Source organism: Pseudomonas sp. R5(2019), from assembly GCF_009905435.1.
In the GTDB taxonomy this organism is placed as follows: Bacteria; Pseudomonadota; Gammaproteobacteria; order Pseudomonadales; family Pseudomonadaceae; genus Aquipseudomonas.
Genome location: NZ_JAAAMT010000013.1, coordinates 62,495 through 80,344 on the forward strand (window position 1 = coordinate 62,495; position 17,850 = coordinate 80,344).

At 58.4% G+C, this 17,850-nt stretch carries 27 protein-coding genes; 7 read left to right on the forward strand and 20 right to left on the reverse strand.

Translation table 11 applies throughout. The annotated features are described in order from the left end of the window. Nucleotides 1-23: 23 nt before the first annotated feature. The 20 genes from GUY40_RS11195 to GUY40_RS11290 form a co-directional block, all read right to left on the reverse strand. Nucleotides 24-1,190 (reverse strand): phage major capsid protein, encoded by a 1,167-nt coding sequence (locus GUY40_RS11195; RefSeq protein WP_166569011.1) that lies wholly within the window; start codon nucleotides 1,188-1,190, stop codon nucleotides 24-26. Between the two features lie 2 nt (nucleotides 1,191-1,192). Next, nucleotides 1,193-1,855, reverse strand: a complete 663-nt coding sequence (locus tag GUY40_RS11200; RefSeq protein ID WP_166569012.1) for an HK97 family phage prohead protease — start codon at nucleotides 1,853-1,855, stop codon at nucleotides 1,193-1,195. Between the two features lie 17 nt (nucleotides 1,856-1,872). Continuing rightward, nucleotides 1,873-3,144, reverse strand: coding sequence for a phage portal protein (locus GUY40_RS11205; RefSeq protein WP_166569013.1), 1,272 nt, complete (start codon nucleotides 3,142-3,144; stop codon nucleotides 1,873-1,875). Next, nucleotides 3,144-4,865, reverse strand: a complete 1,722-nt coding sequence (locus GUY40_RS11210) for a terminase large subunit (protein ID WP_166569014.1) — start codon at nucleotides 4,863-4,865, stop codon at nucleotides 3,144-3,146. The genes GUY40_RS11205 and GUY40_RS11210 overlap by 1 nt, the downstream gene beginning before the upstream one ends. Then, nucleotides 4,866-5,351: a phage terminase small subunit P27 family gene (locus GUY40_RS11215; protein WP_166569015.1), complete on the reverse strand. Its 486-nt coding sequence runs from the start codon at nucleotides 5,349-5,351 to the stop codon at nucleotides 4,866-4,868. A gap of 160 nt (nucleotides 5,352-5,511) precedes the next feature. Next, on the reverse strand, nucleotides 5,512-5,886 hold the full coding sequence (locus GUY40_RS11220; protein ID WP_166569016.1) for an HNH endonuclease: 375 nt from the start codon (nucleotides 5,884-5,886) through the stop codon (nucleotides 5,512-5,514). Further along, nucleotides 5,877-6,056: a hypothetical protein gene (locus GUY40_RS11225; protein ID WP_166569017.1), complete on the reverse strand. Its 180-nt coding sequence runs from the start codon at nucleotides 6,054-6,056 to the stop codon at nucleotides 5,877-5,879. Before GUY40_RS11225 ends, GUY40_RS11220 begins: the two co-directional genes overlap by 10 nt. A 60-nt stretch (nucleotides 6,057-6,116) precedes the next feature. Beyond that, nucleotides 6,117-6,329, reverse strand: coding sequence for a hypothetical protein (locus GUY40_RS11230; RefSeq protein WP_166569018.1), 213 nt, complete (start codon nucleotides 6,327-6,329; stop codon nucleotides 6,117-6,119). 2 nt (nucleotides 6,330-6,331) lie between these two features. Beyond that, nucleotides 6,332-6,661, reverse strand: a complete 330-nt coding sequence (locus tag GUY40_RS11235) for a phage holin, lambda family (RefSeq protein ID WP_166569019.1) — start codon at nucleotides 6,659-6,661, stop codon at nucleotides 6,332-6,334. A gap of 187 nt (nucleotides 6,662-6,848) precedes the next feature. Next, nucleotides 6,849-7,208 (reverse strand): hypothetical protein, encoded by a 360-nt coding sequence (locus GUY40_RS11240; RefSeq protein ID WP_166569020.1) that lies wholly within the window; start codon nucleotides 7,206-7,208, stop codon nucleotides 6,849-6,851. Nucleotides 7,209-7,358: 150 nt separating this feature from the next. After that, complete coding sequence (locus GUY40_RS11245) at nucleotides 7,359-7,937, reverse strand: hypothetical protein (RefSeq protein ID WP_166569021.1); 579 nt, start codon at nucleotides 7,935-7,937, stop codon at nucleotides 7,359-7,361. A gap of 10 nt (nucleotides 7,938-7,947) precedes the next feature. Next, nucleotides 7,948-8,268 carry a hypothetical protein gene (locus GUY40_RS11250; protein ID WP_166569022.1) on the reverse strand — a complete coding sequence of 107 codons (321 nt, stop codon included), beginning with the start codon at nucleotides 8,266-8,268 and terminating at the stop codon, nucleotides 7,948-7,950. Further along, nucleotides 8,265-9,560, reverse strand: coding sequence for a site-specific integrase (locus GUY40_RS11255; protein ID WP_166569023.1), 1,296 nt, complete (start codon nucleotides 9,558-9,560; stop codon nucleotides 8,265-8,267). The genes GUY40_RS11250 and GUY40_RS11255 overlap by 4 nt, the downstream gene beginning before the upstream one ends. After that, entirely contained in the window at nucleotides 9,557-9,985 is a 429-nt protein-coding gene (locus GUY40_RS11260; protein ID WP_166569024.1) for a VRR-NUC domain-containing protein, read from the reverse strand. Before GUY40_RS11260 ends, GUY40_RS11255 begins: the two co-directional genes overlap by 4 nt. Further along, nucleotides 9,982-10,278 (reverse strand): DUF1364 domain-containing protein, encoded by a 297-nt coding sequence (locus GUY40_RS11265; RefSeq protein WP_166569025.1) that lies wholly within the window; start codon nucleotides 10,276-10,278, stop codon nucleotides 9,982-9,984. The genes GUY40_RS11260 and GUY40_RS11265 overlap by 4 nt, the downstream gene beginning before the upstream one ends. Beyond that, entirely contained in the window at nucleotides 10,275-10,478 is a 204-nt protein-coding gene (locus GUY40_RS11270; RefSeq protein ID WP_256675708.1) for a hypothetical protein, read from the reverse strand. Before GUY40_RS11270 ends, GUY40_RS11265 begins: the two co-directional genes overlap by 4 nt. Next, entirely contained in the window at nucleotides 10,475-10,999 is a 525-nt protein-coding gene (locus GUY40_RS11275) for a Replication protein P (protein ID WP_166569026.1), read from the reverse strand. Before GUY40_RS11275 ends, GUY40_RS11270 begins: the two co-directional genes overlap by 4 nt. A 58-nt stretch (nucleotides 11,000-11,057) precedes the next feature. Then, a complete protein-coding gene (locus GUY40_RS11280) occupies nucleotides 11,058-11,873 on the reverse strand; it encodes a helix-turn-helix domain-containing protein (RefSeq protein ID WP_371924782.1) in 816 nt (271 codons plus the stop codon). Next, nucleotides 11,870-12,532 (reverse strand): phage regulatory protein/antirepressor Ant, encoded by a 663-nt coding sequence (locus tag GUY40_RS11285; protein WP_166569027.1) that lies wholly within the window; start codon nucleotides 12,530-12,532, stop codon nucleotides 11,870-11,872. Before GUY40_RS11285 ends, GUY40_RS11280 begins: the two co-directional genes overlap by 4 nt. Before the next feature lie 214 nt (nucleotides 12,533-12,746). Next, nucleotides 12,747-12,932, reverse strand: coding sequence for a Cro/CI family transcriptional regulator (locus tag GUY40_RS11290; protein WP_166569028.1), 186 nt, complete (start codon nucleotides 12,930-12,932; stop codon nucleotides 12,747-12,749). A gap of 113 nt (nucleotides 12,933-13,045) precedes the next feature. On the opposite strand from GUY40_RS11290, the gene GUY40_RS11295 reads away from it, so the two are divergent. The 7 genes from GUY40_RS11295 (at nucleotide 13,046) to GUY40_RS11325 (ending at nucleotide 17,706) form a co-directional block, all read left to right on the forward strand. Further along, complete coding sequence (locus tag GUY40_RS11295) at nucleotides 13,046-13,702, forward strand: LexA family transcriptional regulator (RefSeq protein ID WP_166569029.1); 657 nt, start codon at nucleotides 13,046-13,048, stop codon at nucleotides 13,700-13,702. Nucleotides 13,703-13,743: 41 nt separating this feature from the next. Next, complete coding sequence (locus GUY40_RS11300) at nucleotides 13,744-14,253, forward strand: hypothetical protein (RefSeq protein WP_166569030.1); 510 nt, start codon at nucleotides 13,744-13,746, stop codon at nucleotides 14,251-14,253. 59 nt (nucleotides 14,254-14,312) lie between these two features. Next, nucleotides 14,313-15,014 (forward strand): DUF1828 domain-containing protein, encoded by a 702-nt coding sequence (locus GUY40_RS11305; RefSeq protein WP_166569031.1) that lies wholly within the window; start codon nucleotides 14,313-14,315, stop codon nucleotides 15,012-15,014. Between the two features lie 176 nt (nucleotides 15,015-15,190). After that, nucleotides 15,191-15,442, forward strand: a complete 252-nt coding sequence (locus GUY40_RS11310) for a DUF1654 domain-containing protein (RefSeq protein ID WP_166569032.1) — start codon at nucleotides 15,191-15,193, stop codon at nucleotides 15,440-15,442. Between the two features lie 460 nt (nucleotides 15,443-15,902). Beyond that, on the forward strand, nucleotides 15,903-16,382 hold the full coding sequence (locus GUY40_RS11315; protein WP_166569033.1) for a hypothetical protein: 480 nt from the start codon (nucleotides 15,903-15,905) through the stop codon (nucleotides 16,380-16,382). A gap of 290 nt (nucleotides 16,383-16,672) precedes the next feature. Continuing rightward, a complete protein-coding gene (gene csrA / locus GUY40_RS11320; protein ID WP_166569034.1) occupies nucleotides 16,673-16,861 on the forward strand; it encodes a carbon storage regulator CsrA in 189 nt (62 codons plus the stop codon). 65 nt (nucleotides 16,862-16,926) lie between these two features. Further along, the gene (locus GUY40_RS11325; RefSeq protein ID WP_256675709.1) at nucleotides 16,927-17,706 is read left to right on the forward strand and encodes a hypothetical protein; all 780 of its coding nucleotides are present in this window, start codon (nucleotides 16,927-16,929) and stop codon (nucleotides 17,704-17,706) included. Nucleotides 17,707-17,850: the final 144 nt, after the last annotated feature.

The window sequence follows — 17,850 nt, forward strand, 5'->3', positions numbered from 1 at the left end:
AGTTTCCTACCCCGACCCTATGGTTATGGGGCTGGAACTGTGAAGGCGCCCTTGATGATCGCGGTCGGACGGTAATGAGTCACCGCCAGACGCTCTTCGCAAAGGATGGTCAGCATGTTCTTCACGAAGTTGTCGCGATCCTGGTTGCTGATCTCAATGGTCGCGTCCATGCGGTCCCATATCTGGGAAGCCAGGTCGAACCCGCCGACGGTGAAGGTGCCTTGGGCTTGGGCCTTGGTGGCCACTACCGGAAGCCCCCACATGACCTTGGCAGCAAATGCCGCCGGCCCACCGAAGATGTAGCGCCCATCAGCGTCTTTCAGGAGCGCGATGGCGTGCCAGTCGCTCGGGTTGAGAATCAAGCCAGAGGCTTCGAACTCCGACTCACTGGTCTGGAAAATGGCGTGAGCAATCTGATCTGCCCGAGTGTCGCCAGCGGCATTGAGCGCAACATCATAGGCAGTGGCAACACTGTTCAAGCCGATCAGATTGTCGCCGGTACCGTCACCATTGAGGAGCTGCCCTTCTTCCACCAGATCCAGGCCAAATAGCAGACGACCATTCACATAGGACTCCAGCATCGGCGCATCGTCCATGATCTGCCGCGAGGCCTGGATCCAGTGAGCGATGGTTTTGACGTTGGCAGTTTCCTTGGTGAAGGTCAGCTGCGACTCAGGCTTCAGTGCGCCTTCAGCAACGGGAGCAGCGCTGTTGGTGAATACGTTCTCGCGGACGTACTCAATGGCGTTGGAAGTGGTTCGGCCTTGAGCCAAAAGATCTCGGATGGTCAAGCGACGCAGGCCAGGCATCAGAATGCCGGGATTCACCTGCGGCTGAACCAAAGTGCCGGCAGATGCGGCACCGGAGCCCAGTGCTTTGCTGAAGCTCTTCACATCCACCTTGCCGGTGGAAGAGCCATTCCAGCCCTTTTTCAGATCTTCAGCGGCCTGCGCTGCAAAAGATTTCTTGCTTTGCGGGTTGTCGAGGCTGCCGGCCGCAAGCTTCGACTCCAGATCAAACAGACGAGTACCGGCGGTCTTGAGCTCGTCCTGCACGGCTTGCAGATCACCCTGAAGCTTTTTGCTGATTTCGCCAGTGGAGGCGATTTCTTTCTTTTGCGCGTCGAACAGATCGGTCATGTTCTTCTGCGCGTCTTCAATTGCCTTTTGGATTTGGGCCAATTCGGACATTTTTACTTTCCTACAGTTGGGAAGGACTTGAGGCGATCCAAGATCGCGGTGATTTCGCCACCTTCGGACTCGCTCCGAACTGCGGACTTGATGCGGGCGATCAACGCCTGCGCTTCGGACTTGGAGAGGCCAGCGGAATCTCTCAGCCAACTCTCCGCATCGCGGATGCTTTCGATGGTGTCCATGCTTTTGAGCGTGGAGACGGTGGCCTCTTCGTTGGCCGGAAACGTGCACACGCTGATCTCGCTCAAGCGCGCGACATTGCGAAATGAGTAGCCGGTGGCGATGGATGTGATATCGCCTTTCGCGGCACTGAAGCCGACCGACATCCCACCGACCGTGCCGTGAATCATCGCCGCCTTCAGTGCTTCCGACTGAGGATTGCCGGGAGTCAGCTCGCCACGCACGTGCAGCCCTTTGCTGTCCTCGGCCAGATCCAGCCACTTGCCGACGGGGATCTCGTTGCGTCGGTGATTGAAGAACATTGCCACAGCGCGAGATTGGGTCTTGAGCGCTTGGGCAAAGGCGCCTGGCTCGATAATGTCGCCGTCGCCATCAATGACGCCGAACACGCTCGCATAGCCTTCGAAAATGCCTTGCGCGCCGCCGTCGGCGAATTTGATCGAGGCCTGTTCAAAGGCCAGGGTTTTACAGATGCTCGGCATTTCAGCCTCCAGAAAAACTAAACCCCGCTGGGTGCGGGGTTCGTTTGGCCAAGTTGGGTAAGCGGCACGTTCTGCGACTGCCGGGTTGCGACATCGCCGCCGGGCAGCGGCGGCCTGTTATCGAGACGTCTGCCCTCGTTGACGGTCAGAAGGCCAGCGTCGACGTTGGTCTTCAGGTAGTTGGCACGGGCAGTGGAGTCGCCACGCAGCAGGCCTTCAAGATTGTGTTCCGCATGGAACCTGCCCAATTCGCCGGGCTTCAAGAGCCAGCGCTCAATGGCGTATTCCCAGCGATTGAGGTACGGCGACAAGGTGTACTGGAGGAATCCCAGGTTCTGCTGCTCGATGCCGGTGCCCCAGCTGGTCGACTTTTCCACGTCGCCCACCAGGTGCGGCGGCACGCCGAAGAACCGGGCTAGCTCACTGACCTGAAACTTTCGCGCAGCCATGGTTTCAGCATCCTGCGGGCTGACGCCAATGGCTTGCGTGGTAAAACCACCCTCCAGAATCCATAGCCGTTTCTTGACCGGCCCACCGGAGATCTCCTTGAAGTTCTCTTCGACCTGGGCGCGCTGATCTTTATTGAGCACCTTCCCTTCGCCCGTCATCAGCAGCTGGGGAGACTTTGCGCCATTGGCATAGAAGTCGCGTTGCTGATCTTCCATCGCCACCGCGACGCCGGCTGTCTTCGCTGCAAATGCGATGGGTGAAAGGCCGACCAGGCCGTTGAATCCGAAACCCTTGAGGTGAAAGATTTCCGTCGGCTTAAAGTCCGCGTACTCGCTGTCCCGTCGATACCGGTACACCACGCGCTTGTTTTCGAGCCGAACATCCATATTGACGGACATGAGCGGCATCAAGCTGATGACGTCGCCAACACTGTTTCGCTCGATCAGCGCGTAGGCGTTGCCGTAGTAGCAGAGCTGCATGGTCATCGCCTCGCGAAACTCGACAGCGGTCATGTACTGATTCGGGCTGTAGCGCAGAAGTCGGGCCAGCGGATTGGTCATATCGACCTTCATCCGGTCATCGCCCTTGGTTTCAAAAACATCAAGGGGAAGCCCGGCGGTGACCGTTGAAATCAGGCGTACGCAGGCGAAAACGGTCGAGATCTGCAGGGATCGCTCGTCGCTGACGACAGAATCACCTACCACTCCAGAGGCGGAAACAGGGCCAGTTTGCGAGCCCTTATCCGGCGATACCAGACGGCCGCCGACAAAGAAGCTCGCCATGCGCGCCCAGAAGGGACTGCGGGTGCGCAGATCAATGCTGTAGTCGGTGTCTGCCATTACATGCTCATAGGTCTGGAGAGGAAGTCATCGACAGAGCCCTGTACCTCAGCGTTCGCGAGGATCCGGCCTATCGTCATGATCAGCGCTACCGCGCCGTCAATTTTGTTGTCGTCGCCCTGCTTAATCGGGCGAACGACGTCATCGTTGCCAGGCAGGTTCTTGCCGATCACGTTGCCGATACACCAGGTCATGATGGGGTTGCCGTCGTGATGGAACCGGCCGGCCTCAATGGCAGCCTCCAGTTCCTTCATGGGGTCCGACATGTTCGTGTAGTTCTGGGTAATGGTGATTGGGTTGAACCCTTCATCATCTAGGTCGTGACTCAGGCCCGTGGCCCCGTGTGGGTCGATAGGGCTCTCTCGAATCGGCGCTAGGCGATTGGCTTCCTTGGTGTCTTCGAGGATCTCGCGATAATCGATCTCCGCACCATCGGTTACGTCCAGGTGCTTGGAGTTAATCCACGCCTGAAAGCGCTCGGACATCCGCTTGTTGTCGGTGTTGAAAGCGGTGTCATAGGGAACCCAGAATTTCGGGGCAACGCTGTAGTAGTGGTTCTTTCCATCAATGACTCGCCAGAACAGGCGAGCCCTGGAGTTCATGTCGAGCTTCCGCGCCAGATCGAACCCCGCGTTCCATTCCTGACCCTCGAACTGATCCAGGGTCAATGTGGTGTCTTCGCAAGACTTCCATCTCTCCATGTTGAAGAAGCCAGATTTCGCGCTCACCCACAGGTTGAGATGCTTGGTTTTGAACTTGTTGGTAAAGCGCGCCGACCGAATTGCCCGGGCCTGCTGGCTTTCGAGATACTCCTGAAACACCGATATCCCGTGATTGGGGTTGGCCTTGGCCAACATCTTGGGGTCGGTCCAATCATCACCTTCATCGAGCGTCCAGATCCAGCCGAACAATTCCTCGTCCGGCACAGTGCCCTCCAGCATTTCAATAACCTGGCGGCGCTTGTCGTAGCAGGGGCCTTCGATATCATCGCCGGCCGTGGTGATGATGAACATCAGCGGCTGGCGTCGAGCGCCCATGCCGGTGATCATGGTGTCGTACTGAGCTGAAGTGGGATGCTCGTGATATTCGTCGACAATGGCGCAGCTCGGCGATGCGCCGTCACCGGGGTTGCCGATCAGCGGCTCAAAGCGACTGAAGTCCGAAGGGATATTCATGTTCGAGGCGTTGACCTCGATACCCGCGGCCTGAATGAGCATCGGTGACTTGCTCACCATCAACTTTGCGGGGCGGAAAACCTCCCAGGCTTGCTTCTCAGTGGTGGCTCCCGAGTAGACCTCGGCACCGTATTCGCCGTCCGCCACAAACATGCTGATGCCGACGCCACCAGCAACAACGGACTTGCCGTTCTTGCGGGGCACCTCCCAATAGCTTTCGCGAAACCGACGGTGGCCACCCTTCTTCTTGACCCAGCCGAATGTCACGGCAATGCCGAAAAGCTGCCATCCCTCCAGCGTGATCAGCTGCCGCTTGAACGCCCATTCGCCTTTCGTGTGTGGCAGCAGCTGGATCAGCCTCAGCTTCTTCTCGGCCTTGGCCGGGTCGAACTTGTAGCGATACCCGCGCTTGCGGCTGGCTGCCAGGTCGTCGAAATGGCGCTGAATAGCCTGGTGGACATATCGGCAGGCCGGGAATTTTCCACGGAGCACGGACCTTGCCCACGCCATCGCCTTGTCGACGTTGGGGTAAAGGGCCTTGGTCATTTATGAGCTCAGTAGTTGGGCGAATTCGTTGGTGGCTTTTTCCTTGTTACCCCCGATCAACCGGGTTCGGCTTGAAGGATCCAGGCCCAGCAGCGACCCGAAGGTCACCATCTGGCGCATGGTTTCGTTGGCAGCGGTGAGCGCGGGATTCTTCACCGGCCCGCCGGTCGCACCCGCAACGACGATGCCATGCTCGACGATGGATGCCTGGGCCATCCGCCAGTTGTCGTACGCAACACAGAATGCCTCGACGTTGTGCAAGTCGGTCAGTGCCACAACGTTTTCGCGCAACAGCTCGGGCACGATCATCTTCCACATGGCGGCCGCGCGCTCGCTCAGCCAGTCCGGCGGATCGACGTCGGTGATCTTGGAAAACTGCGGCTCGGCGGTGTTCAGTGCCCGCTTTCCGGGGTTGCCGGCGAGCTGTTTCTTGGCCGTCGGCTTGGGTTTGCGACCACGGCCGGCGACCGTGGCGGTGCCTCCCATCGCGCAACTCCTGAATTTTTAATTTCGCGGGTGTGAAAAATCGATTGAGGGCGCGGTCTAGAAGCGAAAAGGCCTGAACTTTCGACCCTCCCCCTCCCCTCAAACGCGAAATCCTCTCATTTGCACCATTTTCGACCCATTTTGGTGCATTTTCGTGGCTTCACCGCCGCGCATTGCCAAACCCACCATCCTCGGCTGCCGTTTTGACCGAATGGCACGGGCCGCACAGGCTCTGCCAGTTGGTGCTGTCCCAGAACAGGCTCATGTCGCCCTTGTGGGGCGTGATGTGATCGACGTCTGTAGCCTGAGTTACCCGGTCACGGGCCGCACAGTGAACGCAGAGCGGATGCTTGCGCAGGTAGCCCTTGCGTGCCTGCTGCCACTTGTAGTTGTAGCCACGGCTTGAACTGCTCTCTCGCGGCTTCTCCCGGTGCACACTGTTGAGCAGGTGCAGGTGGTCGTCGCAGTACCGGGCATTGCGGGTCAGCGCCTTGCAGCCTTGGGCATTGCATGGCTTCTGTGGCCTCAGCGGCATGGCGTGCCATCCATGTACGTGAGCGGCTGAGCTTCTGGATCCTCAGGCTCGCTCTCGGCTAGAGCCTGGATCAGCAGCACCTGGTTGCTCGCGATCTGCTGGAGCAGCTCGGTCTGCTTCACCTGCTCTGCCAACATGCTTTCCAGTAAAGAGTTCGCGTGCTCGTTCATGCGCCACCTGCACCCACTTGATCATTCGTTCACGCCTTGCGGCGCACCCAGCGCAGGCCATCAGCCGGACTGCTTGGTGGTCCCGGGCAGCTTCGGCTGCAGGATCACTCGCGCGATCATCACGACCACACCCAGGACGGCGTAGGCCGCCGGCGGCAGCACCGCCTGCAGCTGGGGCATCAGCTGCTCTGCCACACCAAGGGCCACAACCGCGCCGCCTACCTGGACGCTGCTCATCTTCCAGGCTTCTTTCCAGTTATCGATTAATTGCATGGTCACTCCTGCCGCTTGGGCAATTTGAAGTCGGTGAATCGATCAGCCAGGGAGGCAACCTTCTTCACGCCGAGAGTGCCAATGCAGGCACCCAGCGCAGCCGCAAGGCTCGATGGCAGGTTGAAGTACTCGAGCAGCGGGAAGGCGCCGGCTGTGAACGCTCCGCACAGGCAGGCCTCAAGAAACGCCTGGCGCCGCCCACCTCCACCGTAGATAACTCGAAGAAACGCGATCCAGCAGGACAAGGCGGCGGCACACAAAAGCGGCGAATGCTGACTGAGCCAGGCGAGCGCAATCGCCCAAGTTTCTGGTTTGTCTGGCATCTGGGGCATCTCATATCCTCCCGCGCAGGGAGTCGGGAAAGAAGGCCCGCGCCGGGCTGATTGGGTCGGCTGCAACAGCACTCCCAGCTCGGAGCGATGGGTGTGGTTGAGCCGAAAAACGAAAAAGCCCCGCACATTGGCGAGGCTCATAATCGAAAAGCCCAGCGCTAAGGCTGGGCTCAAGAAGTCTTGAATCTTACGCCCTGGCTTCGCAGCCCGGACGCGAGGTGTCGAGGATCAGATCTCCCTCAACTCGGAATCCGATCATGCCGAACAAAAAAGAGTGGTTCAGCTGGCTCATGACCACATCGGTGAGGCCTACAGCGCACTTATCCTGCTGAATGGCGTGGTCCATCGCTGTTTTCATGTTCGGAATACCGGTAGGGAAAATGATTACCGGATAGTTGTCCTCACCGGTGACACGAGGACCTTTCACGAACTTCGAGGAATTGATGTTGTAGTTCTTGGTGCTGGCGACGGTCATGTCAGCGACACGGACTGTACAGCCCGAAACAACTGCGGCGGTAGCGATTACTGCGAGCAGAGCTTTCTTCATGGATCCCTCCTAAGTGAGGGCCCGGAATATAGCAAAACGCCATCTCATAAACAAAAAACCCGGCACTTAGGCCGGGATTTTTGCGGTCACTCCTCAACACGCGCAGGAATGACAGGATGGGGAAATAATCGGCCATGCGGCCATTTGATGTCAAGCAGCACTTTGCAAAGAAAGCCCCTCGAACTCAAGTAACTGTCCAGCATGGCGCAGCGCCTCACCCACCATCTCCTCCAGGGTGTCATCTATGCCCTTCTTCCAGCGGCGGCGCGTGCGCTCCGGACGCGCTTCGGGGTCCCAGCGGTTGACGTCGTAGAACTCGGCGGGCAACACAATCATGTCGGTGGAGCGCTTACCATCCGCTCCCTTCAGCCGCGGGATGGCCCAGGCTGTCACCGCATTGATAATGAACAGCTTCGGAGCGTGCGAGGCAATCAGCGGATGAAGCCCGGCTACTGCCTGGACCTTGCTGACGCGGTGCGTGCTGTACTTGGCGACCAGGGCATGCCAATGGCGCGGGCTCAATTGACTGTGCAGGCGCGCATACACCCAGCAGTCGGCATCCATGCGGCTGATTTCGCCTTGAGACACTGAACGGCCGAGCGTGGCCAGGTCATGGCCGTCCTCACTGCCGGGCTCGTAAAGTTTCTGCCAGGCCTGCTTGCTGGTGTTGTCGATTGCCTCGGCAGCCAAAGCCGAAACGACTGCGCTCAATACGCTGCTGTAGATCATGTCCTTCCCCTCAATCCCCGGTGTAGTTCGAACCGCCTGCTCCGAGGCGGTTGTTCCGTTCGTAGTGCTGCTCGATGCCGGTGGCCGGCGCCGGGCGCTTCAATGCATCAATTTGCCGCTGTGCTGCCTGCAACATGAGGCTCAGCTGGGTCACCAGTTCACGCTCCTCCAGCGCTTCTCCGGTACCCGCCGCGACCCACCCCGAGGCGTTGCACTGGACACATTCCAACTCGTGAAACACCCCTTTGATGACCGCCTTGCCACGACATGCCGGGCACTGGGCCAGGTTGATCTGCTGCTTGCTGAAGGCGGGGCCGTGACTCTTTTTCACCCTTTCAAATCCTCGCCTATGGTTGTTTCGTCAGTAGTCTTACAGCCCATGTCCTGCGCGGCCTCCAGCCCATTTACCGAATCTTTGTTTCCACCCTCCTCCAACCCGTGAATGACGACAAAACCCTTGCCGTCGAGATGGGCATGCCATTGCTCCAGGGCAATGCGCTTGCGCTCCTCCACGGTGGTGTGGATGTAGGCCTGCACGTTGTGACCCATCGCGTGGTTGATCAGCATCTCGCCAATCAGGAAGTCGATACCCAGGTCAGCCCAGCCGGTGCGGGCCAGCTTGCGCAAGTCATGGCTGGTCCACTCGCCCTGCCCTAGCCGGGTGAACACGGCGCTGGCCTGGCCTTCGCTGAGGGGCTTGCCCTTGTGGGAGCGAAACACCTGATTTCCGTCGTAGCCGTCGGCCTTCTGCGCCTCGCGGTACCGGATTAACAGGGCGCACACCTGATCGGTCAGTGGGAGCGAGTGCTCGACGCGGGTCTTGGTGTGCTCGGCCGGGATGTACCAGGTGCGCTCTGCAATGCTGATGTGCGACCACAGCGCCATGCGGGTCTCGCCGACCCGAGTGCCGTGGCACAGCATCAGCAGCGCCAGCATCGCGTCGGCCGGCGCTTCACGGTGCACCTCGGCGAGCTGGGCCAGCAGGCTGTCGATCTGCACGCCGCGCAGCCTGGCCGCCTTGGCCTTGATCTTGGTCTTCGAGAAGTCGCTGAACTTGATCCCGGCCATGGGGTTGCTCGGGATCATTCCAAGGGTGTACGCCTGACGGCAGGACACCACCAGCAGGCCAAAGATCAGCCGCACGAACTCCAGCGACAAGGTCTCCTGAAGCGGCCACATCAGCTGGGTATCCAAGGTGCCGTGGCGAACCTCCGTCAATGCCAAGCCACCCACGCGCGGGATCAGGTGGCAGGCGATCGCCGACTTGGCCGTGGCCTTGCGCTTGGCCGACAGATTGCGGTCACGGCTCATGCGGTCGGAGTACCAGACCAGCAGCTCGCCCAGCGTGGCCCACGGCGACACCGAGGCGCTGGCCTGGTGATCAGCCGAGAGCCGCTGACGGAGATCGGGCAGCGCGGCGAGCACCGCCTTGGCGGACAGGTCGGGATAGGCACCGATGCGGTTCCACTTCTTGCGCACCACCAAGCTCCAGGTCCCACGCGGACGGGCCTCGGTGAAGCGGAAGTACAGGCCAGGGTGTCGAGGGTCACGCATCAGCACGGCAGCTGGATCATCGGCCCGCCGGCGAATCTCGGCATCAGAAAAGGAAGTGACAACGGTCATGCGGCCACCACTGTCGGCGTGAGTCGCAGGTAGGCGCGGAGCTGCTCCATGGCGTCGAAGTGCCCACGGCACACCACCGCCAGATAGCCCTGCTCGTTGAGTCGGCGCAGGCAAGCCGATTGGCTGGGCGATACCGGCGCCGGCTCGACGGTCGCCTTGAACTCGATGTACAGGCCGAAATACCCGCCACGGGCCATCGGCAGCACCAAGTCAGGAATCCCGGCCTTGACGCCCTGGGCTTTGAGCTTGCTCGCCACGGCCTTCACCCGGTGCCCGCCGTTGGGAACGTGGTAGATCAGGTCGAACACCGCCGGATAGCGCAGTTCGATTTCTTTCATCAGCACGGCCTGCTCCTGGCCTTCGCGATCCTCGCGTTTTGCTCGGGGCTGCTTCTCTCCGAGCGGCTTCACCTTGAATGGTTTCATGCGGCAACAACCCCCTCACTGATCAGAATGGCCTGGGTGCGCATGACACCCTCGGCATGGTGTTGGCGAGCATCGTCGCGGGTGACGACCTTGCTGCGGCCGTCGCAGGCGTCGTGACAGGCGCTGCACGCCCAAGCACCCTGCAGGTCGTGCGGCTTCATGCCGACTCCGCACGTCCCGGCCATGCGGTAATGGGCCAGCACCGTGGTTTCCGGATTGCCGTTGCAAACGCCCGGGATACGCACCTGGCATTCACGGCCGCGAGCCGCTTTGGTCAACTTGGATTGCCTCATGGTTGATCGTCTCCAGCGAGGTCAACAACGGTGAAAGTGGATGGCCACATGCGCACGCCGTGCAGCTCGGCTGAGCGCTTGTCGCGGTAAAGGGACACCGGCGGCTGTGGTGGACCGGGGAGGTCCATCAAGTGGCTGCGGCAGTACAGCGCGTATCGGAATTCCGCCAGGTCAGGCTTGAGCAGCATCGGGTCGGTCATGATTTCGATCCCCGCGCAGCACGCAACGCGGCCAGGGCGCTGCGGCCGACCTCAGGGGTTGAATGGGACGGCACGCTCGATGGCAATGCCTTCGGCATACGGCGCAGCTCAGCGCCCTCCATCACCGCGCGGATGGCCATGGTGTAGTTGCGGTCGAACAGCTTGCGCACGGCATCGGCGGGCAGGCTGCGCAGATTGCCAAACCCCGATTCGGCCGCAGCGTGGTACACGGCCTGATGCGACCATTGCGCGCCATCCAGCATTGCCGGGTGAGCATTGCGGGTCGCCTCCTGCAGCGCAGCATCCAGCGACGGCAGACCGAACATTTCCGGAGTGGGCACGCACAGGTCCAGGAAGTCCTTCAGCGATGGAATCCGCTTGAAGCGAATGCCGATCAGCTTCACGGCATGTTCGAACACAGCCACCGGCACGCGCGCCAGATCAATTCGCAGCCAGGCCTTCTTGGCCATTTTCAGCTTGCCCTCGTCCGCCGCTGGGAAGTCCCAATCGAACTGGTTCACGAAGCACACCTGGAAGGTTGCGAACAGAACGGCCACCCGGCGGCCCAACTCATCCTTCTCAGGTTGGCTCAACGCCGTCGGCGAAACTGGTGTCAGACAGGTTTTGTTCGAGCGTAATGCCGCCTGGACGACGGACAGAACTGGTTTTGGCGCTGGCTGCATTGGCTTGTCCTTGAACGAGGCTGCGGTGAATCCATTCGACGAGGCGGTAGGCCCAGCCGGCTTGGGTGTCGGAGTTGTTGGTTTTGCTGACCTGGTAAGCGATGAACTTGGCCACCCGCTCCGGGGTGACTTCAGTGGTGGCAACGCCGCGGATGAAGGTTTGGGTGCGGATGTCTTTGTCGGCAGGCTGCCAGCCGGCGAACATGTCGAAGCGCTGGCGTTCGTCCTCGGGGATCTGCCCGGCCTCATCGAAGCTCGCGAGCGCCTTTTCCTGCTCTTCGGTTACTTGATGGTTAAGTGACGGATTGGGTGCAATGGCTGCACCCCGTTCTGTCGTAGGTTGCACCCCGTTCGGTTGCTCATTGCACCCCGTTACTGCCTCTTCTGACCTCTCGGCACGGGGTGCAGCTGCTGCACCTCGCTTGATGAGGAGGTCATAGACAACGGGGCGGCGGTCATGACGATCGATGTACACAGCGGCCAAGGCCTGGTTACCGCGAACGATGAGCCCAAGCTTTTCGAGCACGTCCAGTTTTGAGCGCACCGTGCGCTCGGACAGGCCGGTGTCTTCTGTCAGGGTCTTGGCAGAGGGAAACGCTCCACGCCCATCGGTACCGGCGTAGTTGGCCAAGCACAGCAGCACATGGCGTGCGCTCGAATCTTTTCCGAGGTCTCGGCGAGAGAGCGCCCAGGACATCGCTTGAACACTCACAGTGAAGCTCCAATTTTTTCAGCGAGCACAACCAGGCCGCGACGGGTAACCATCACCTGCTCGACGACCTTGAGCTCTTCGGTTTCGTTGTTTTTGAGGCGGACCAGCTTGTGCTCGAGCACTCCGCTCGACAGGCGAGGCTGGAAGGCCGACCAGTTGGCAAACGAGCTGCGGCGGTAGATCCAACGATTGCTGGCCAGCCAGCCGAACAGCTTCAGAGGGGATACACCAAGATGCTTCGCCGCCTCGGTGATGCAGATCGACCCCGATGTATTGGCCAAGCGATTGAGCGCTTCAACCTTCGGGGCCTGCTGCTGGATGACCTGCTGCAGTTGCTGGTTTTGCTCGACCTGCTCGGCCGCCAAGCGCAGAGCCTCGGCAAAATTGGTAGGCACCTGAAGGCGATCAACCACTCGACTTTCCAGTTCGCGCCATCGACGAATCACCTTCATGCGCAGGCCGGCGCTGTAGCCGGTCAGCAGGCAGTCAGTGTGCTCACGGTCAAGCAGGTACTCGGTTTGTTCGCGGTTTTGGCCGTCCAGATAGATGTGCTCAAAACTGAGTACATCTTTTTTGAGCTCGGCCAGCATGGCGATGGTGTCGCGCTTTACGTTGGCGTGACGCTTCCCGGTCAGCTCGGCGATTTCCCGAGACGACATCACCTGACGCGCTAGATTTGGCGCCGATTGAAATCCTGACGCGCTAGGGGTATTGATTGGGGGGGATGCTGTATGCATAATCGTCCCTGTTTTGATTGCTTTGAAGAAACCACCCTGTCCGGTGGTTTTTTTGTGTCTGCGATTCGGGTACTGGATGTATCAACAGCGGTAGCGGCCCACTACTGGCGCAATGCCAGTCAGTGGAGAATGGCCATCAATGCTTCGGGGTCGGCACCACTGGCGTTGCTTTGAGCTTTCCGCCGGTGAGCACCTGGATTTGAAATTGGCGCACCTCAGGGACGTCGTCGCCCCACATTGTGATGGCGCTAGGACTCACGCCCAATGCTTCCGCCAGCTTCCGTTTGCTGCCGAAAAATTCGGCGGCATCTTTGGTTTTCATGCTGCGAGTCCTGTTCTTGATCTCGCGTCAATTTCAGCATTCTGAAATTTAACAGTCAATGAAAACATTCAGCATGCTGCATGCTTAAATTCAGTCCGCTTAACATTGGGTGCATGGAAAGACACGAACGAATTGCTCGAGCCATTGCGCAGAGCGGAAAAAAAAAGGGCCAGATCGCCACCGAGTGCGGTGTTGCGAACTCGGCCGTGACCCAATGGATTTCAGGCGAAAGTAAAAGCCTGAAACCCGAAAACCTGTACGCATTGGCCAAGGCAACCGGCTATCGCGCAGAGTGGCTTGCTATTGGTGAGGGCCCGGAAACTGATGGTGCCGAAAAGAGCAATGTGAGCCCAATGGCTCAGCCCAAAATGTCATACCGCTACCCCGTCATCAGTTGGGTTGCAGCGGGGGCTTGGGCTGAGGCCGTAGAGCCCTTCCCTCCTGGGTTCTCCGATCGCTATGAGCTATCAGAATATGAGGCCAAGGGCCCTGCGTTCTGGCTGGAGGTAAAGGGCGACTCCATGACCTCGCCAATGGGGCAAAGCGTATCCGAGGGAACACTTATCCTGGTGGACACCGAGGCTGATGCTTACCCAGGCAAGCTGGTCATTGCGAAGCTCGCTAGCAGCAATGAGGCGACCTTCAAAAAGCTGGTTGAGGATGGTGGTCGGCGATATTTGAAGCCGCTGAACCCTGCCTACCCTACCGAGGTATGCGCGGAAGACTGCCGTATCGTTGGGGTCGTTGTGCGGGCCCTCATGAAGCTTTAGCCGCCGGCTAGAGTGCCACAGCCGTATCATGGAGAGATTGAATGGCTAAGGCTGGTCAAATGCCGTACGCAGATGCGCTGGCAGCCATAGCTGTCGAAAAGCGATGGTCTGGCGGGCGAAAAATCAAATGGCGTCCTCAGGGCAAAAATGGGTTCCCTGACTCCCATAAAGCGAGGGTCAACCTCTCTATAAACGGCGTGATTCAGGAAGGGTACTTCCTTGATCTATTCCATAAGGAAAGTACGCTGGACGGGGTTCCAGACAAAATTTCATTCGTATTTGTTGTAAGCGGGGCAAGGATCGTTGCGCTGGATGAAAATGGGCCGAGCGTGCACCTAAATGTTGCTGGCAAAGGCATGGAGCATTACCAAAAGCGTGTCGATCACCCTCACATCCACGTCCCAGTCGAGGAAAGCTCGTCTGGCTACGCGGAGCCAATCAGACGGGTGGAGATAGAGAGACTGTGGCGGGTATTCCTTGAGCGTGCCAACATCAAATCAGCGCCGCCATTCAATTTCCCATCAGAAAGCGGCCAAATGGAATTGCTATGAATTGCGCTCAACTTGCCCGGCAGCTTGGTTTCCAATGCAGCCCCATTAAGGAAGGGCTGATGTACATCCAGTCGCCTATCAGCCTTTCGTTTGACGGAATGCTTATTGGTGCTTTCTTGCAGGACATTGGACGTGGATTGGTGCGGATCACCGACAACTCCGACATTCTTTTCACTGCGATGACCCATGGCATAGCGCCCGACTCGCGCAAATCCAAAAAATTCGAAACGATCGCCAAGTCGAGCGGGATAAGCCTTTCTGAAAATGGCGAGCTTCATACGACCTGCCCAGATGATCAGGTGGGCTTCTATGTAGCTCGATTCATAGAGGCGGCGTCCAGGATCGGGGACGCTTGCGATGACATGCTTGTTGTGCACGTGCCCAAATTCGAGCTATCCATCGGTCGAGTATTGAGTAAGCGATTCCAGAAGAGTCTACGAAAAGGGTTTGCTCTTGTAGGGGCCAGTGGACATCAACTCGCCTTCCCTTTCGCTCTGAATGCTGGCACGGATAAGCAGATGGTTATCCAGACGATCTCCTCTGGCAGTCAGGGTAAGCCTAACTGGGGAAGCATATATGGGGCCGTCGGGAAAATGGGCGACCTGAAGAATTCTGGCGATCGAACGAAAAGAACCATTATCTTGCAGGACGGAGACCCGGAGTCCATTCACCAGGCCACGCTGGCACTGGCCGAGACTGCATCAATCATCATTTATTCTGGCGACGAAAACGCCCTAGTATCCGCACTCAGAGCAGCCTAAGAAGAATTCCTCCCTATCTGCCTTGAGCCCGCCACTGCGCGGGCTTTTTCATGCCTGCCTTCCAGGCGATACGCGCCGAAAGGCTACAGATGATCAGCCTTAGACTACCGGCCTATTGCCATTTTCCTACGACACAAATACTGTATATCCATACAGAAACCCCATGGAAGAGCAGTATGTTGGTACAACCAGACCTCACCAGATCGAGCCCTCAGTCCTACGAACAGATTGGCCACCGAATCCGCTCACTGGTGGCGGACCCCAAGGTGCAGCGGGTTATGGCCGTCACCGTCCGGCGGCGCAACGATGAAAACCTGAGCGATTGGCGGCGGCTGATAGATGAAATATCAGAAACGGCAGGCATTCACGTTAACGAACTGGAGGATGGCGCAGTTCGAATAGCTTGGAAGGATTACTGCGAAGCCTGACCGAAGCCCGCTCGATGCGGGCTTTTTTCCGACCAATGAATTAAGCAATCTTAAATATTTTATTCAGCATGCTTGAACTGTCTTTTTCAGTTTGCTTAAATTCGGACACGCCAACAGCAGCACGGCCCCGCTCTTTACACAACCTGACGTGACCACCGCGACGTACCCAGGCCATTACCTGGGTCGGGAAGAGCTAAACCGTCGCCCATGCCAGCTCTGGACACTGGCCGCGCTTCCACATGAAGCACGCGAAGTTGCACAGCCACCCGATGCGACGCCAGTTGCGGCAACGGGCAGTGGTGGGATACCCGGCAGACGTGCAGCGAGATCGAACTAGGGCATTTTTTGCACTAGTTCAGCCAAGCCTACCGTGGCCAGTAACGGAGGATAGGAATGCAGACGCATCGCTGAAGCACCTTCCCGAGAGGGTGCTTTGGGATGGAAAAACGAGGATAGGAAAATGAGCGAAGACATGATTGCAGGAATCGACCCAGCAACTCGCCGCTGTGTATCGATTGGCGAATTCAGCCAAGATTACATCTGCGAGCTTTGGGCTAGAGGGTTGATCCTGGTGCCCGTCTCGAACGAGACAGCACGAAGTTGCTACATGGAAAAACAACCCGATGTTTTCACTCTCAGCAGAACTGATCCAAATTCACCTGGAGCTTACAAGCTGCCAAGTGCTCATGAGCCAACCCTTCAAGGACGAATCGAAGCGGCCTGCCTGGCTTTGGCGTACCAAGGGAATATCGGCCTAACCACAAGAATGGCGCTGATGTATCCCAGCACCGATATCGATGCCGGGAGCTGCGCCAAGTACGGAGCCGTAGTGCTCAGTCGTCTAATGACTGCTGCAGTAGAATCCTTGCATCAGCCTCGGATTGATCAGATTTCGCAAGAATTAGCTGAATACCTGACTTCAAATTACGAATGTCCATGACGCCGTGCCACATGCCGTTGTCCAGCTCAATGATGTCACCGACATCGATCGGTCGCTCTGAACTGAAGGTCTTTGGAGCTCCATCGCCCTCTCCATAGTTGTATTTCAACTTATAAGTGCGCATTGCGCATCGCCCTCCTTTGCAGGCTGTGTTGTGTGAGAGCGCTCAGCCTAGCGCAAAGCCCGTCACCTGGGCAGTGGTGAGCTGGCCGCTGGCCACCCATTCGGAAAGCATCACTGAAGCACCTGGCCCCGCCGGGTGCTTTGGGATGACAACCAAGGAGCAGGACATGTTGATACTCACCCGCCGTCGTACCGAATCCATCCGAATCAACGACGACGTCACCGTGACGGTGCTCGAAGTGAACGGCAACCAGGTTCGCCTGGGCATCGCGGCGCCGAAGGATGTAACGGTACACCGGCAAGAAATTTACAAGCGCATCCAGGAGGAACAAGAGGCGAAGGAAGCAGCAGCCTGATTTCACTGGCTGGCCTTGGTAACAGGGCCAGACGGGAAATCAACAAACACATGGAGCAACGAGTTATGGAACAGACCCTGCAGCAACTCCTGACCGATCGCGTGACAGCATTCGCAATTGGTGATCGACCGGCGACCATCATCGATGAGCATGTCGAAAAGATGTTCAGCGAGGTCATCAAAGATGCCTTCCGTAGCTACGGCGACATGGGAAAGGCCGTGAGCGAGGCGGTAAAGGCAGCGCTTCCATCTAACCTGTCGAGCGTCTTCGAACTGACTCGCTACAACCACCTTATCGCCAAGGCGCTCCAGGACACCTGGGAGAACAGCGGCGTCGAGGCAGATATGGTCAGTCGCGCCAAGGATGCGATCAACAAGGTGCTGATCGAAGATCAAATGCCGGCAGAAATCAGCTTGCGCGCTCTCCTGGAAGCATTCATCGACGAGCACAAAGAGGAAGCAGCTGAGGATGGCTGGTACGCGCCGGATATTCGCTTTCAAACCTCCGAGTACGGCGGCCTGACCGTGTTCTTCGACAAGAAGCCGAAGGAGCGCGAATCACGCAGCTCATACAGCTATAGCAGCCACTCGGAAGAACTCAGTGCCTACAGCTTGAAAAACCGCATCGGCGTCAGTTTTGAGAAAGGCGGCGGTAAGGGACGAAACGAAAACGGCCACGAAATCGGAAAGGTTTTCCACGCCGCAATCGATGGGGACAACGTTGGCAAGAATCTGAGCTTCAGTTCCCCGTGGGAAAAAATGACCGCCGCTCTCTATTTCGGGCAGGCCTATTTGATTGTCGATTGCGACGAAGACGAAGGCTTCAGTTACGGCCTTTACGACTGAACAACCAGCGCCACGGCAGCCTGCCGTTAACTGCCCAATTACCTGGTACTCCCCAGCACCAGGCTGCATTGGCCGTGACGTTTGCCCTCCCCTGGTCCGGGTGCTTCACGGCTCGGGCGAGCGTCACGACCAATGCAGCCAACT